The sequence below is a fragment of the Kaistia sp. MMO-174 genome, assembly GCF_037147815.1.
Taxonomy (GTDB): Bacteria; Pseudomonadota; Alphaproteobacteria; order Rhizobiales; family Kaistiaceae; genus Kaistia; species Kaistia nematophila.
Genome location: NZ_JBBCUO010000002.1, coordinates 579,791 through 593,903 on the forward strand (window position 1 = coordinate 579,791; position 14,113 = coordinate 593,903).

13 protein-coding genes, 1 tRNA gene and 1 pseudogene are annotated in these 14,113 nt (G+C 64.5%); 3 read left to right on the forward strand and 12 right to left on the reverse strand.

Annotated elements, in window-relative coordinates; all coding sequences use genetic code 11:
* Positions 1-4: 4 nt before the first annotated feature.
* Entirely contained in the window at positions 5-1,267 is a 1,263-nt protein-coding gene (locus WFK98_RS08680) for a hypothetical protein (protein WP_336799947.1), read from the forward strand.
* A 6-nt stretch (positions 1,268-1,273) separates the two neighbouring features.
* On the opposite strand, the gene WFK98_RS08685 is transcribed toward WFK98_RS08680, so the two are convergent.
* The 9 genes from WFK98_RS08685 to WFK98_RS08725 all read right to left on the reverse strand — a co-directional run bounded on the left by WFK98_RS08685 (position 1,274) and on the right by WFK98_RS08725 (position 9,559).
* Positions 1,274-2,023, reverse strand: a complete 750-nt coding sequence (locus tag WFK98_RS08685) for a class I SAM-dependent methyltransferase (RefSeq protein ID WP_336799948.1) — start codon at positions 2,021-2,023, stop codon at positions 1,274-1,276.
* Positions 2,024-2,362: 339 nt separating this feature from the next.
* On the reverse strand, positions 2,363-2,857 hold the full coding sequence (locus WFK98_RS08690) for an NUDIX hydrolase (RefSeq protein WP_266337614.1): 495 nt from the start codon (positions 2,855-2,857) through the stop codon (positions 2,363-2,365).
* A 522-nt stretch (positions 2,858-3,379) separates the two neighbouring features.
* The gene (locus tag WFK98_RS08695) at positions 3,380-4,423 is read right to left on the reverse strand and encodes a Gfo/Idh/MocA family protein (protein ID WP_336799949.1); all 1,044 of its coding nucleotides are present in this window, start codon (positions 4,421-4,423) and stop codon (positions 3,380-3,382) included.
* Positions 4,424-4,434: 11 nt separating this feature from the next.
* Positions 4,435-5,436: a Gfo/Idh/MocA family protein gene (locus tag WFK98_RS08700; RefSeq protein WP_336799950.1), complete on the reverse strand. Its 1,002-nt coding sequence runs from the start codon at positions 5,434-5,436 to the stop codon at positions 4,435-4,437.
* An 11-nt stretch (positions 5,437-5,447) separates the two neighbouring features.
* On the reverse strand, positions 5,448-6,227 hold the full coding sequence (locus tag WFK98_RS08705; protein ID WP_336799951.1) for an SDR family oxidoreductase: 780 nt from the start codon (positions 6,225-6,227) through the stop codon (positions 5,448-5,450).
* Positions 6,228-6,313: 86 nt separating this feature from the next.
* Complete coding sequence (locus tag WFK98_RS08710; protein ID WP_336799952.1) at positions 6,314-6,649, reverse strand: hypothetical protein; 336 nt, start codon at positions 6,647-6,649, stop codon at positions 6,314-6,316.
* 60 nt (positions 6,650-6,709) lie between these two features.
* Entirely contained in the window at positions 6,710-7,837 is a 1,128-nt protein-coding gene (locus tag WFK98_RS08715) for an ABC transporter substrate-binding protein (RefSeq protein ID WP_336799953.1), read from the reverse strand.
* 35 nt (positions 7,838-7,872) lie between these two features.
* Positions 7,873-8,724 carry an ABC transporter permease gene (locus WFK98_RS08720; protein ID WP_442907390.1) on the reverse strand — a complete coding sequence of 284 codons (852 nt, stop codon included), beginning with the start codon at positions 8,722-8,724 and terminating at the stop codon, positions 7,873-7,875.
* 31 nt (positions 8,725-8,755) lie between these two features.
* Positions 8,756-9,559, reverse strand: a complete 804-nt coding sequence (locus WFK98_RS08725) for an ABC transporter ATP-binding protein (RefSeq protein WP_336799954.1) — start codon at positions 9,557-9,559, stop codon at positions 8,756-8,758.
* Between the two features lie 363 nt (positions 9,560-9,922).
* Between WFK98_RS08725 and WFK98_RS08730 the strand changes: the two genes are divergently transcribed.
* Together WFK98_RS08730 and WFK98_RS08735 are read left to right on the forward strand one after the other, a co-directional pair.
* Positions 9,923-10,858 carry a MurR/RpiR family transcriptional regulator gene (locus tag WFK98_RS08730; protein WP_336799955.1) on the forward strand — a complete coding sequence of 312 codons (936 nt, stop codon included), beginning with the start codon at positions 9,923-9,925 and terminating at the stop codon, positions 10,856-10,858.
* 3 nt (positions 10,859-10,861) lie between these two features.
* Complete coding sequence (locus tag WFK98_RS08735; protein ID WP_336799956.1) at positions 10,862-12,325, forward strand: N-acyl-D-amino-acid deacylase family protein; 1,464 nt, start codon at positions 10,862-10,864, stop codon at positions 12,323-12,325.
* Positions 12,326-12,480: 155 nt separating this feature from the next.
* Here the strand turns inward: WFK98_RS08735 and WFK98_RS08740 are convergent.
* The 3 genes and pseudogenes from WFK98_RS08740 to WFK98_RS08750 form a co-directional block, all read right to left on the reverse strand.
* Positions 12,481-12,557: transfer RNA gene (locus WFK98_RS08740), tRNA-Pro, on the reverse strand.
* A gap of 889 nt (positions 12,558-13,446) precedes the next feature.
* Positions 13,447-13,690: pseudogene (locus WFK98_RS08745) on the reverse strand (MerR family transcriptional regulator); the annotation flags it as partial.
* 42 nt (positions 13,691-13,732) lie between these two features.
* Positions 13,733-14,062, reverse strand: a complete 330-nt coding sequence (locus WFK98_RS08750; protein WP_266337624.1) for an integration host factor subunit alpha — start codon at positions 14,060-14,062, stop codon at positions 13,733-13,735.
* Positions 14,063-14,113 lie beyond the last annotated feature (51 nt).

The following is a 14,113-nucleotide window of genomic DNA, read 5'->3' on the forward strand; positions in this document are numbered from 1 at the left end:
CGTCGTGACGAGGCCCCTGGCGATCCCGGCCCGCTTGGTTGCCAACGCGACCATCGCGGTTCTGGTCTTCCTGAGCGGCTTCGTGCTTTTCGAGCCGGCGCCGTCGGACCTGCTGCTGTGCCTCGTCGTCGCGATCTGGGCCTTCGCCGGCCTGAAGCTGAGCCGGCCCATGCTGCCAATGATCGCGCTGATGCTGGCCTACATGGCCGGCGGCCTGCTTTCCTTCACGCAGTTGCAGGCTTTCCAGAAGCCGGTCGTCTACATGGCGACGACGGGTTTCCTCATCATCTCGTCGATCTTCTTCGCCGCCGTCATCCAGGTCGATACCGAGCGTCGGCTCAAGGTGATCGAGCGTAGCTACATTGCCGCCGCCGTGATCTGCGCGCTGATCGGCATCCTCGCCTATTTCGGCAAGATGCCCTATGCGAGCCTCTTCACCCTTTATGACCGCGCCAAGGGCACATTCAAGGATCCGAACGTCTTCGGCCCATTTCTGGTGTTGCCGCTGGTGGTGCTGACCCGAGCGGTGTTGACGGACCGCCTCAGCCGTTCGTTCTGGCGCATGGCCGGCATACTGGTCCTGCTGGCCGGCATCTTCCTGTCCTTCTCGCGCGCCGCCTGGGGCCTCGCCATCTTCGCGCTCCTGCTGGTGACGCTGCTCGCTTTCCTGACCGAGCCGCGCCAGAGCCACCGGCTACGGATGCTCGCCTATATCCTCGGTGGCCTCCTGATCACGGCGTTGCTGCTGGCGCTGCTCCTGTCCATTCCCGTCGTGCAGGATCTCTTCGCCCAACGCTTCAAGCTGGTGCAGGAATATGACGGCGGCCGCCTCGGCCGGTTCGAGCGGCACATCATCGGCTTCTTCATGGTGCAGGAGCTTCCGTTCGGACTCGGCCCGTTCGAGTTCGGCAAGATGATGGGCGAGGACGAGCACAACATGTGGCTGAAGGGCTTCACCGCCTATGGCTGGCTCGGCGGCTTCTCCTACATCGTCCTCGTCATCTGGACGCTGGTGATCGCCACGCCGCTGGTCTTCAGGAACCGCCCCTGGACACCATTCGTGCAGAGCGTCTACGCCGTCTATCTCGGCCATCTGATGATCCACAACGTGATCGACAACGATCACTGGCGGCACGTCTTCCTGATCTACGGCCTGCTCTGGGGGCTCTATGCGCTCGAATGGAAGACGCAGCGCATGGCGCGGATGCGGCCCGCCGCCCCGTCACCCCTAATCTTCGGGCCGGTCGCCCTGCCCCGTGCCGGCTGAACGGCATCACTCGAACGAGTAGAGGCGGAACAGGTCACTCGGCGCGACGAACAATTCTCGCGCCCGTTCGAAGCCGGCCTCCTCCGCCAGGCTTCGCCACCCCGATACCGTTTCCGGGAAATCGGCGGCCGAAACGTGGTTCCAGGTCACGTCCCATTCGGCGGCATCGAAAGCAGTCCAGAACGGACGCTGCGCCTGCCACCGCTCCAGCCAGCCCTCCCGGTTCTCGCCGTCCGGGCTGGTATTTTCATAGATCAGGAAGCGCCCATTCTCGCCGATGATGGACCGAACGGCGCGCATGACGGAGCGCTTCTCCGGTGTGCGCAGATGATGAAGCGAAAGGCCGATCCAGACGAAATCTACCGGCTCCTCGCGCTGCGACAACACTTCGGCGAAGTCGCCCTCCTTCAGCACGAACGGGCAACCGAGCGCCGACAGGTTGGCATCCGCGATATCCAGCGCGGCGCGAGAGAGGTCGATGCCCTCATAGTGCACGATGCCGGCCCCGCGCAGCGCGTCGATGCTGGCGCCCGCATCGCCGCAGGCAATGTCAAGAAAGGAGAACGACTTCCCGCTCATCTCCCGGGCCAGGACGCTGCGCAGGCAGGCATAGGCCTCGCGATGGAACAGGTAGTTGTTGTCGATGAACTTCCGATAGATCTTCCAGTCACGCTGGAAGATCTGCTGCGACGGCAGGCTGGCTCGAGCCGATACATGCCGGTCAAGCTGCCGGTGGGTACGAAGCACATCGACCATGGATCGATCTCCGCTCGACCGCGGCAGGCGCCTCGCGGTCGCGGCGCCAGTCTAGCACAGGATCGGAGTTTGGCGTGGCCACGCGGGCGGCAAGGAGCCGTCCCGCCGCTCCGGCCGTCTCGCCGAAACGTGACCACCCAGGGCGTGTCGCCACCCCTGCCCGAGCCGGACGAAACCGAGCCGTGCAGCGGGCCAGCGGCGGGGCACGAAGCCCTCTGGAGCGTGCTCGGCACGCAGGCGCGGCAACAGCGCTTCCCGCCGGACAACCGATTGTGATCCTGCCAGCCTCAGGCGAACCCGCGCCGCCGCGAGCAGCGCGAGCCTGTGATGTCGAGGGAGCTAGCGCCCGCAGAGCGCCTTCAGGCGATCATCCGCCTGGATCTCGCGCAACAGCCGCCCCAGCCCCTCGTCGGAGACGATCTCGACGGCTTCGGAGAGATGACACCAGCGACGCTTGCGTTCGCAACGCTCGCGCCACTCCAGCAGGGTTCCACGCACCCGCAGCGGAAACATCGTGACAATGCAATCGACCGAGGACTGGTCGTTCAGGATCTTCGCATAGCTGTAGGACCCGAGCGCCTCGCGGTGAATGTCACCCACGACTCCCGCTTCCTCAAACGCTTCGGTCGCGGCGCTGTCGGGCGCCGAGCGCCCCGGCGCCAGCCAGCCCTTCGGGAACAGCCAGCGTCCGCGTTCCCTCGACGTGACGAGCAGCACGCGGATCTCGCCATGCTTGTTGCGCCGCCACGGCAAGGCACCGAACTGCTGAAAGACGTCGCCTTCTTCGAGAGGTTCACGCCAGCGCGACGGGCGCTCGAGGATCAATTCGTCCATCAGTGCCGAGCCCCGCGCTGGACCAGCCCGGGCCGCCGCGCCCCGCGAGCGCGCACAGACGTGCGCTGCGCGCCTGACGCGTATCGGGAAGAAATCGGAAGGCTAAACGAAACAGACATCAAAAACTCCGGCCGCGAGAGCCACACAAGAGGCATCAACCGCAAACGATGATCTGGACCCGGAGAGGAAGAACTGCGCGGTATTCAGTTCGCCAAGAAGCCGCTCCGGGAAAAATCGCACATTTTTCCGGTCGGCCTCGAAACAAAAAGATGAATCACCATCGACATGATGAGTTCTATAATCCGCGATTCTGACCAAAGTATGATTCAGTTTAGAAAATTGTCGACCTGCCCTCAAGCCATATAACGACCCGCCGATTTGGTATGTGATCGAGGTCACTCAAGGTTGGGCCGGAGTGTAGATGCGCTCAAAGGAGAGGCAAACGAATAGAAAAAAGGCGCCGGACCGCTTCCGGCCCGGCGCTGAATTTCCGCCGACTACCTTTCTGGCGACAGGCGGAAGCTAAAGGGCCACGACCTGCTGCGTCTGGATCGACTTGTCGGCGGCGAGCACGATCTTGAGGCTCTTCACGCCGTCATTCATGTGATCGGTCAGGTCGAGATCCTCCTCGATCGCCTTGAGCAGGTAGAGTTGCTCCCGCTCGCACAGGGCATTGTGGTCAGGCTCGTCCGAAACGTCGATGCGTTCGTCCGGCTGGCTCATATCGGCATAGTGGCGAAGGATCTGGCTCGTCTTGGTATGGGCGTTGATGTCGTCCGACTTCACGCCCGAGTTGTTCTCCGCCATGACGATCGAAGCCGAACCCTTCGGGCCGAACACATCCTTCACGAAGAAGGCCTGCTCCGACACCATCGGCCCCCAGCCGGCCTCGTACCAGCCGACCGAGCCATCCTCGAACATCACCTGCAACTGGCCGTAATTGTTGATCGGCACCTCGTCCGTCAGGCGCGCGCCAATGGCGTGGACGCGAACCGGCTTGGCCGAGGTCATCTGGCACATGACGTCGACATAATGGACGCCGCAATCGACGATCGGCGGGAAGCTCTGCATCAGCCGCTTGTGCCATTCCCAGGTCTCACCGTTCGACTGCTGGTTCAGGTTCATGCGGAAGACAAGCGGCGTGCCGAGCTCGCGCGCGATCTCGATGAACTTCACCCAGCTCGGATGCTGACGCAGGATGTAGCCGATGACGAGCTTGCGTTTGGTCCGCTTGGCGACTTCGACGACGCGCTCGGCGTCTTCGGCCGAGATTGCCATCGGCTTCTCGACGAAGACATGCGCGCCCGCTTCCATCGCCTTGATGGCGAAATCGGCATGGGTGTCCGGCATGGTATTGATCGAGACGACGTCCGGCTTCAGCTCGGCCAGCGCGGTTTCAAAATTGTTGAACTTCGGCACGCCCTGGAGCTGCGACGGCAGTTCGACCTTGTCGATGTTGCGCGTGCAGAGACCGACCAGTTCGTAGCCATCGATCTTCGCATAGGCGAGCGCGTGGCTCATGCCCATGTTGCCCAGACCGACGACGAGTACGCGTTGCTTGGCCATTTTCCTCACCCCTATTCGATCCTGATGACATTGCCCGTGCGGGCGGATTCCTCGGCAGCCAGCGTCGCTTCGAGCGCCGCGGCGGCATCCTCCGGCACGCCCATGACCGGCGTCTGGCCGGCGAGCGCGCAATTGGCGAAATAGGAAAACTCGTCGCGCAGCGCTCCGCCCCGCACGCCGTTGAACTCCGGCCAGTAGGTCGTGTCCGGGCTATGCAGCTTGTCGCTGGAGACGATGCCAAGGTTCGGGAAGGTGTCCTGGACGTGTATGATTCCCTCGGTGCCGATGATCGACATGCGCTCGTCTATGTCGAAAGGCGTCTTCTCCGGCATGCACCAGACCGTCTCGAGCGTCGCCGTCGCCCCGCTCGCGAAGCGGTACATCGTCTGGCCGATGTCGGGATGCCTAAGGTTGCGCACCGAGATGGTCTGCGCATAGGCGGAAACGATCCTCTCGCCTGTGAACCACAGCATGACGTCGGTGTCGTGGATGGCGTCTCCGACGATCGGGCCGATCTTGTTCAGGATGGTCGGCGTCCAGGCGGCGGGGATGTTCCGCCGCGACGACAGCGCGACGATCTTGCCGATCTTGCCGGCGTCGATCGCCTGTTTGGCCATGCGGTAGCGCGGATTGAAGCGCACGATGTGACCGACAAACAGGATGCCCTTCGCGCCCTTCGCCGCCTCAACGATGGTGCGCGCGTCCTCGACGGTCGAGGCGATCGGCTTCTCCAGGAAGACGTGCTTTCCCGCCTTCAGCGCAGCTACGGCAGGGCCGACGTGCTGGTCCCACATGGTGCAGATCGAGACGGCGTCGATATCCGGATCGGCAAGCATGTCGTTGTAGTCGACATAGGTCTTGGCGACGCCGAACTTGGCGCCCATGGCAGCAAGGCGATCCGGCTGGCGCGTGCAGAGCGCCGCCAGTTCGAGATTGGGAACACCGATGATCGTCTCGCAGTGGATCTCGCCGAACCAGCCGAGCCCGATGACGCCGATGCGCAGTCTGTCCATGTCTCTCCCCCTCAGAAATCTTCGAGTGTCAGCTCGCGCGACATGACGATGTTGCCGGCGGAGAGGCCGCAATCGACCGGCAGCACCGTGCCCGTGACGGCGCTGGCCGCGTCCGACGCCAGGAAGACGATGACTCGCGCCACTTCGGCCGGCTCGACGATGCGACCGAGCGGATACCAACGCTGCAATGTCTCCAGCACCTTCGGGTCCTTGGCCGCGCGCTGCTCCCAGAGCGGCGTCCGCACCGTTCCCGGCAGCACGATGTTGGCGCGGACGCGATAGCGGCCATACTCCATGGCGATCGCCTTGGTCATGGCGATCATGCCCGCCTTGGCGGCGCTGTAGGCAGGGTCGCCGAGCGCATGGAGGGCGTTCACCGATCCGACATTGACGATCGCACCCGAGCGCCGGTCCACCATGCCGGGCAGGACGGCATACGCACAGTTATAAGCGCCGCCCAGATTGCCGTGCATGTCGGACTGCCAGCCGGCTGGATCCGTGGCAGCAAGTGTCGGATGCGACGAATAGCCGGCATTGTTGACGAGAATATCGACAGCGCCAAACGCGGCGAACGCCTCGGCGACCTGATCCGCCGAGCCGATATCCACCTCGGCCGCGCGGGCCCGGATGCCCTCGCCCTTCAGCGTCTCGACGAAAGAGCGCACGGCCGGGCTCTTGTCGACCGCCAGGATCGTCGCCCCATCGCCGCCGAACTGGCGACAGAGCATCTGGCCGATACCGCCGGCGGCACCCGTCACCGCCACCCGCTTGCCCGCAAAGGCACCACTCATCGCGAACCCTTTCGATGCCCGTCGATCCGGCGAAGGCGGGATCGACGCATATGAAGATGCAGAGCGACCGACCGGCGACAGCCGGCTCACTCGCCGAACCAGCCGTCCTTCAGGTAGCGCATGTATTCGAAGACCATGCCGTGGCGGCGGAGGAAGACGACCTCAAGAAAATCGCCGACGATGAAGGGCGGGATCAGCACCTCGGCATCCCCAAGCAGCGGCTCGATTTCCTTCACCCGATACGCCACATGCGGATTGTTGCGGACGAACTCCGGCACCTGGCTGTCGGGCGCATAGCGCAGGAACTCGATATGCTCGGGATGATGACGCGGATTGGTCACCCAGAGCCTGCTCTGCTCGACCCAGTTCTCGTTGGGCTGCGGCTCGGTCGTGGTGATCCCGACATGATCGAATTCGAACATCTGCTCCCCCCCCCGGAAAGAAGAGGGGCGACGGCAAACCCTGCCGACGCCCCGCTTTATTCAGAGAACCGCTTGGATCGCGGCGACGTCGACGGCCTTGTAGGCGTCCGAAAGCTGAAACGCCTCGGCGTCGGCCTTTACCTTGGCGTGGTCGAAATCGTTTGCCGCGGCGATGAACTGGTTGGTCGTTACGTCGGCAGCCTTGAACACCTGCGACACCTGGCCGATCGCGGCGATCGCGTCGAAATAGCCCTGCCAGCTGTCCTCGATGTGGAAGCCCCACGCCTTGCGCTCGTCCCAGCGCGCATGCATTAGCGCCGTCTGCTGCATCAGCGATTCCGTCGCCACCGTCGGATCCATCTGGCTCGCCAGGCCGGGGAACTGCTCCATCGTGATCTGGGTCGCGGCGCGCGGATTGATCCAGCCGAACTCCATGCCCATGGCCCAGCCGCGGAGATACTTCTCATAGGCCGCGACCTTGGCCGCGTCGGCGAGATCGGACTTGCGGATGACGTAGGAATTGGCCGGGAACTTCGAGACGTTCTTGCCGAGCAGGTAGTCGAAATCGAGCCCCTGCCCGCGCCACTGCGCCCGCAGGCCTTCCCACGACAGCGCCGCATCGGCCTGGCCCTGCGCCAGCGCCTGGCCCCAGGCGCTGACCTCGACATACTTGACCTTGCTGGTATCGACGCCGGCCGCCGCCAGCATCGGATTGGTGATCGCCTGCCAGCCGGAGGAGCCAAGCGCGATCGTCTTGCCTTCGAGGCCCTTCAGGTCCGCCGGGGCCTTGCCCTTCGGGAAAGCGAAGTTGAACACGTCGCCCGCCATGACGTGATAGGCGGAGACGAGGTCCATGCCCTGCTCGAGGCCGAGCGAGAGGATGCCGGGCGAGGGGTAGCCGAAATCGGACTGTTTCTGGTCGACGAGCTTGACCGTCGCCGTGCCGTCCTGCGGACCAGCCTCGATCACCGTGTTCAGATCGCCGAAATAGCCGTATTTCTTGGCGACCCAGTAGGCGAAATCGTCGAGAACCTCGAGCGTGCCGCGCGGCGACACCCAGCGCACGGTGATTTCATCGGCCTCGGCCGAGCCGGTGCCGCCAAGGCCGATGGCCGAGATGGTCACGCCTGCCGCCGTCACCTGAAGCAGCCGGCGACGATTGATCATCATGTTCGATATGTCCGTCATAGCAGTTCCCTCGTTTCTGTCAGGCAACGGCCGGCTCAGGCTTCCCAATTGGCCCACTTTTTTCCGACCCAGAAAAAGAAGACGTAGATCGAGATGCCGATGATCGCGAGCAACGTGATGACCGCGAAGAATTGCGGCATCCGGATCATCGACGAATAGTAGTTGAGGCGGTTGCCGAGCCCCTCGGCGCCGCCGACCATCTCGGCGCCGACCGTGGTCAACAGGCCGAAGATGGAGCCGACCATCAGGCCGACGATGATCATCGGCATCGCCATCGGAATGCGGATCTTGGTGAAGATCTGCAGCGTGGAGGCGCCAAAGGAGCGGGCGAGCGCGATCTTGGCGAGATCGACGCGTCGGAAGCCTGTCGCGGAATTGATCATCACCATCGGTCCGGAGGCGAGCGCCACCGCGATGATGCGCGGCTCCCAGCCAAAGCCGAAGCGCAGCACCAGCAGGGGCACGAGCGCCAGCATCGGCGTCGTCACCAGCAGCAGGATGTAGGGGGTGACAATCTTCTCGGCGAAGGGGAACTGTGTGATCACCGCCGCGAGCACGAAGCCGATCGAGGCGCCGATGGCGAAGCCGATCAGCAGCTCGCAGATCGTCACGACGAGATGCGGCCAGATGAACTTCCATTCGGTGATCAGCGCCATGCCGATCTGGCTCGGCTTGGGCATGATGTATTGCGGCACCTGGAAGATGCCGAGCAAAATCTCGGTGCCGCCGATGATGACCACGGCGACCAGGATGATGATGAGGGTCTCGAAGGCGCTGCGGCCGCCGCCCGACGTCAATGACGACAGGCCTCCGGAGAGGCTGGCGCCGCCTGAAGCGTCAGGCTTGGCGCCGAAAGTCGGAATCTGGTCGCGAAGTTGGCTGTCCACTTGCACTATCCTTGAACTCTGACTGCGACCGTCAGGCTTTGCGGTGGTCGATCATCGCCTTGATCGCGTTGACGCGTTCGATGAACTCAGGCGTCGACTGCACGTCGACGCCGCGCGGGCGCGGGAGGTCGACATCCACAATCTCCTGGATCCGGCCCGGTCGCGCCGACATCACGACGATGCGGTCTGCCAGGAACAGCGCCTCGACGATGGAGTGCGTGATGAAGATGATCGTCTTCTTCGTCTCCATCCAGATTTCCTGGATGAGCAGATTCATCTCGTCGCGCGTGAAGGCGTCGAGCGCGCCGAAGGGCTCATCCATCAGCAGCACGGAGGGATCGACCGCCAGGCTGCGCACGATCGAGGCGCGCTGCTGCATACCGCCGGAGAGCTCGCGCGGCATCTTCGTCTCGAAGCCCTTGAGGCCGACGCGCTCAAGCAGAGCCTTGATGCGCGCCTTGTCCGGCGGGATCCGCTTCAGCTCGAAAGGCAGCTCGATGTTCTTTTCGAGATTGCGCCAGGGCAGCAGGTTCGCCTCCTGGAAGATCATCGCGATCTCGGGATGGGGCTTCAGGATCGGCTCCTGGCCAAGACGGATCCGGCCGCCGCTCAGTCCGTGCAGGCCAGCCATCGACCACAGCAGGGTGGACTTGCCGCAGCCGGACGGACCGAGGATGCAGAGGAACTCGCCTTCCTTCACTTCGAGCGAAACGTCGTCGAGCGCGTGTACGATACCGCTGCGCGCCTGATAGAACTTGCTCGCCCCCTCCACGACCATCTTGGTCCTGGCAGTGACGTCCGCCCGTGACGAACCAAGAGCTCCGATAGCGTTCACGCTAGGCCCCTCCACATTCCCTGAATCCGTCGGCGGCCTTTTGCGGCTCGATCCGTCGGGCATGTTCCCCGGCCACTCTTGCTGAGCAGCTCGTTCATGAAATCATGTTACAGAACTCCGGACACTGCAAGCACTAAAGCGCGGGCATCAAAAATGCATCCAAACCGACCAATACCCGCAAATTTCAGCCATTATGAAGGGTGTTCTGGACGCCATTCCACAATCTGGCACGCAAGCCCTCCGAATTCGGAGCAACGCCGATCCGCTTGCCGATTATCAAAAATCGTGTAATTCACTTTCGCCACTGGCACGCTGGCGCGGGGCCACGACGCCTCCGCCGCACGGGTTTCGAGGAGAGGCCGCATGGTCAAACGCAGCAGCCCGATGACGACGGCGGCTGTCGACATCGTTTCGCGCATCGAGCGCGTCGAAGGCGAGCTCTCGCCCGCGGAGCGCCGGGTCGCAGAAGTGGTTCGGCAGGATTTCGAGGCCGCGACGCGCTTCACCATCGCCGACCTGGCCGCCAGGGCCGGCGTCAGCCAGCCGACCGTGACGCGGTTCTGCCGCTCTGTCGGCTGCGCGTCATTCAACGAATTCAAGCTCGGCCTGGCGACGACGCTGACGGTGGCGGCGGTCTATCTGCGCTCCGATCGCGTCTTCAGCGACGACGTCGGCCAGCTGGCCCAGACCATCATGATGCGCGCGGCGACCACGGTACGCGAGACGCTGGATCAGCTCGACACAGCCGCCGTCGGCGCCGCGATCGCGGCCTTCGCCAAGGCACGCCGCATCGACATCTATGGCCAGGGCGGCGGCTCCGCGGCCATGGCAGAGGATGCGAAGCTGCGCCTGTTCCGGCTCGGAATCCCCGTCTCCGCCTATGCCGACAGCCACCAGATGCGCATGTCGGCAGCGACCCTGCAGCCCGGCGATGCCGTCTTCGCCATCTCGAACAGCGGCCGCTCGCGCGCCGTCGTCGAGGCGGTCGAGATCGCCGCCTCGTTCGGCGCGACGACAGTGGCGCTGACGCGGCCCGACACGCCGCTCGCGGCCGCCGCCTCGGTCGTCATCCCGATCACCATCGCGGAGGACGAGAACGTCCTGCTGCCGACACCATCGCGCTATGCGCACATGGCCGTCATCGACACGATCGCGGCAGGTGTCGCCGTGAAGCTCGGCGGCAAGGGGCGCGAGGCGCTCCGCCGCGTCCGCTACACGGTGGCGAGCATCGGCATCGCCATCCCTACCCCCTCGACCGATCCGACCCCTTTGGCATCGGCCAGCAAACCGCGTGAATAGGCCATGACGACGCGCCCCGCACACGATCTCGTTCTGCGCAACGCCCGGATCTATGACGGCAAGGGCGGCGCGCCCTACCCCGGCGAACTGGCGATCACCGGCGACCGGATCTCCGCCGTGGGGCCGGCAGGGACCATCCCGCCGGGAACCGGTGAACGCGAGGAGGATCTTGGCGGTCTGGCGCTGGCGCCGGGCTTCATCGACGCCCACACGCACGACGACCGCATCGTCCTCGACGCGCCGGAAATGCTCCCCAAGATCAGCCAGGGCGTGACGTCGGTGGTGGTTGGAAATTGCGGCATCTCGCTTGCCCCCGTCACCTTCACGGACAACCCGCCGCCACCCATGAACCTGCTCGGCGACGCCCGGGCCTATGCCTTTGCGAGCTTCGCCGACTACGCCGCGGCGATCGCCCGAGTGGTGCCCGCCGTCAATGTCGCGGCGCTGATCGGCCATTCGGCGCTGCGCCTCGCGACCATGGGCGACATCACGCGCAAGGCCTCGCCGAACGAGATCGAGGCGATGCAGGCGCATGCCGACGAGGCCATGGCGAACGGCGCGATCGGCCTCTCGACCGGCCTGTTCTATCCCACCAATGCCGCCGCCGACATCGACGAGGTGACCCGGATCGCCGGCCGCTTCGCCGAGCATGGCGGCGTCTACGCCACCCACATGCGCGACGAGTTCGAGCACGTTCTGGACAGCATCGACGAGACCGTGACGACGGCGACCGCCGCCGGCATTCCGCTGGTGATCTCACATCACAAATGCGCCGGCGTATCGAACTGGGGCCGCACGCTGCAGACGCTGCCGAAGATCGAGGCCGCCGCCTCGCGCCATCCGGTCAATGTCGACGTCTACCCCTATGCCGCCGGCTCGACCAATCTGCGCGCCGACCTGGTCACCGACACCTATCGAATCATGATCGCCTGGTCGCGGCCCCACCCGGAGATGCAGGCGCGCGACCTGATCGACATCGCCGCCGAATGGGGCGTCGACATCCACGAAGCCGCGCGACGGTTGCAGCCGGCCGGCGCGATCTATTTCCAGATGGACGAGGCGGACGTGCGGCGGGTGATGAGCTCGCGGCTGGCCATGATCGGCTCGGACGGCCTGCCGCATGACCATCACCCGCATCCGCGCCTCTGGGGGACGTTTCCACGCGTCATCGGGCATTACGCCCGCGACGAGAAGCTGTTTCCGATCGAGACCGCCATCCACAAGATGACCAGCCTGCCTGCCCGCGTCTTCCGGCTGGCCGGTCGCGGCAGCCTCGCCGCCGGCGCCTTCGCGGATCTGGTGGTGTTCGATCCGGAGACGATCCTCGACCAGGCGACCTATGACCAGCCGCTCCGCCGCTCAATCGGCATCGGCCGGGTTTATGTGAACGGCAAGCTGTCCTTCACCGCCGAAGGCGGGGTAGTCGGCCGCGCGGGCCGCCTGATCGGCGGGCGCAACGACGGCTGACATCTGGACGCTCGGGATGGCCGCGTCGACCCGCGCCGGAGCGATCTCATACGTCAGAGACATATCAAGGATCGAGGCATTCCCGCAACGCAGCGGCGCCGCTGCTGGCGGCACATCGTCTCTCGCTGTCGGATCCGGTGCTGCTTTTGAAATTATGGTCGGAACGGCAGGATTTGAACCTGCGACCCCTTGTCCCCCAGACAAGTGCGCTACCAGGCTGCGCTACGCTCCGTCACCATCGGATTATCAAATCCGCATTCCATTCAGGGGCTTGGCCCTGAAGCGGTCGAAACCGCGTCGGCATCGTTGGGGTCGCCTGCCGATGCGCCGCTGTTAGCATGGTTCGATCGGGCTTGTCACCCGGCAATTCGGCCCGATCCCGCGCATCCGCATTCATTTCGGTGGATTGATCGAGAAGCCCCGGAAACCTGCGACAGAACCGGCAACGCGGCGCGGGAAGCGACGCTAGCGCACATTGTCGAGGATGCGCTTGCACTCCAGGAGTTCCATCAGCGTCGCCTGCAGCCGCTCGCGGTCGCCATGGCCAAGAACGGGCTGCGACGGTGCGGCCGCCGCCCTTTCGGCCGCCCGCACAGGCGCGGGCTCGTAGTCGCCGGGTTCGGCGGAGGCCATATGCGGTCGGGTCGACGTCATGCCGGGCTCGCGCCGGGTTGCGGGCTGCGGCGGGGCGTAGATCGATTCCGCTCGCGATGACGCCGCGCCGCGCTCGGGCGGCATCGGCAAATCGGCTACCAGCGGCGGCAAATAGTCGTCAGCCGAGGAAGGCAGGTCGGGCGGCGCGGTCGGAATGCGAGACGGCGCGGGCGAAGGCTCATGCGCCCGGCCGCCAAAGGACGGCTCATGCTGCTGGCGGTCAACGGAGACCCGAACGGCTGGCGCGTCGGCATGACGATCCGGATGCGTGGCGCGCGAACCGAAGACCGGCTCACGACGGCCATCGGTATCGCGATCGGAATCCTGCTGTTCCGGCTCGTCGAAATCGTCGTCGGCACCGGAATCGAAATCGAGGTCCTCGGCGACCTCACCGCTGAAATCGTCCGCCTCGTCCCCCTCCGGAGCCGGATCCAGGCCGAATCCCTGCCCGGCGGCGATGACATGGCGAAGACCCTGTTCCTTCAGGATCCTCTGCACACCCTTGATGGTATAGCCTTCGCCATAGAGCAGGCGGCGGATTCCCCGCAGCAGTTCGACGTCGTCGGGGCGATAATAGCGGCGACCACCGCCGCGCTTCATCGGCTTGATCTGGGCAAACCGGGTTTCCCAGAACCGCAGGACATGCTGTGGCAGGTCGAGTTCCTCGGCCACCTCACTGATCGTCCGGAACGCGTCAGGACCCTTGGACATCAACTCTCACACTGTGGCGCCCGCTTCGTCCGGCTGCGGGGATCACTCATCCTCGGATGTGTCATGCCCGTTCGGGACCAGAGAGCCATTGATCCTCTGCTTGAGGACATTGCTGGGCTTGAAAACCATCACGCGGCGCGGCGCGATCGGAACTTCCTCGCCCGTCTTCGGATTGCGCCCGACGCGCTCACCCTTGGAGCGGACCAGGAACGATCCGAACGAAGACAGTTTGACAGATTCGCCCCGGACAATACACGCGCTGATCTCGTCGAGGACCGACTCGACCAGTTCGGCGGATTCCGTTCGCGACAACCCCACCTTCTGATACACCGCCTCACAGAGGTCGGCGCGCGTGACAGTCTTGCCTGACATGGCCTCGTTTCCCGATGTTCTGCTTGGCGACCCAACGTCACTTCCCCACAG

Excerpts from the sequence above, each read along its gene's own strand:
- WFK98_RS08685 (WP_336799948.1), bottom strand. The coding sequence starts at position 2,023 with ATGGTCGATGTGCTTCGTACCCACCGGCAGCTTGACCGGCATGTATCG.
- WFK98_RS08690 (WP_266337614.1), bottom strand. The coding sequence starts at position 2,857 with ATGGACGAATTGATCCTCGAGCGCCCGTCGCGCTGGCGTGAACCTCTC.
- WFK98_RS08695 (WP_336799949.1), bottom strand. The coding sequence starts at position 4,423 with ATGGCCAAGCAACGCGTACTCGTCGTCGGTCTGGGCAACATGGGCATG.
- WFK98_RS08700 (WP_336799950.1), bottom strand. The coding sequence starts at position 5,436 with ATGGACAGACTGCGCATCGGCGTCATCGGGCTCGGCTGGTTCGGCGAG.
- WFK98_RS08705 (WP_336799951.1), bottom strand. The coding sequence starts at position 6,227 with ATGAGTGGTGCCTTTGCGGGCAAGCGGGTGGCGGTGACGGGTGCCGCC.
- WFK98_RS08710 (WP_336799952.1), bottom strand. The coding sequence starts at position 6,649 with ATGTTCGAATTCGATCATGTCGGGATCACCACGACCGAGCCGCAGCCC.
- WFK98_RS08715 (WP_336799953.1), bottom strand. The coding sequence starts at position 7,837 with ATGACGGACATATCGAACATGATGATCAATCGTCGCCGGCTGCTTCAG.
- WFK98_RS08730 (WP_336799955.1), top strand. The coding sequence starts at position 9,923 with ATGGTCAAACGCAGCAGCCCGATGACGACGGCGGCTGTCGACATCGTT.
- WFK98_RS08735 (WP_336799956.1), top strand. The coding sequence starts at position 10,862 with ATGACGACGCGCCCCGCACACGATCTCGTTCTGCGCAACGCCCGGATC.
- WFK98_RS08750 (WP_266337624.1), bottom strand. The coding sequence starts at position 14,062 with ATGTCAGGCAAGACTGTCACGCGCGCCGACCTCTGTGAGGCGGTGTAT.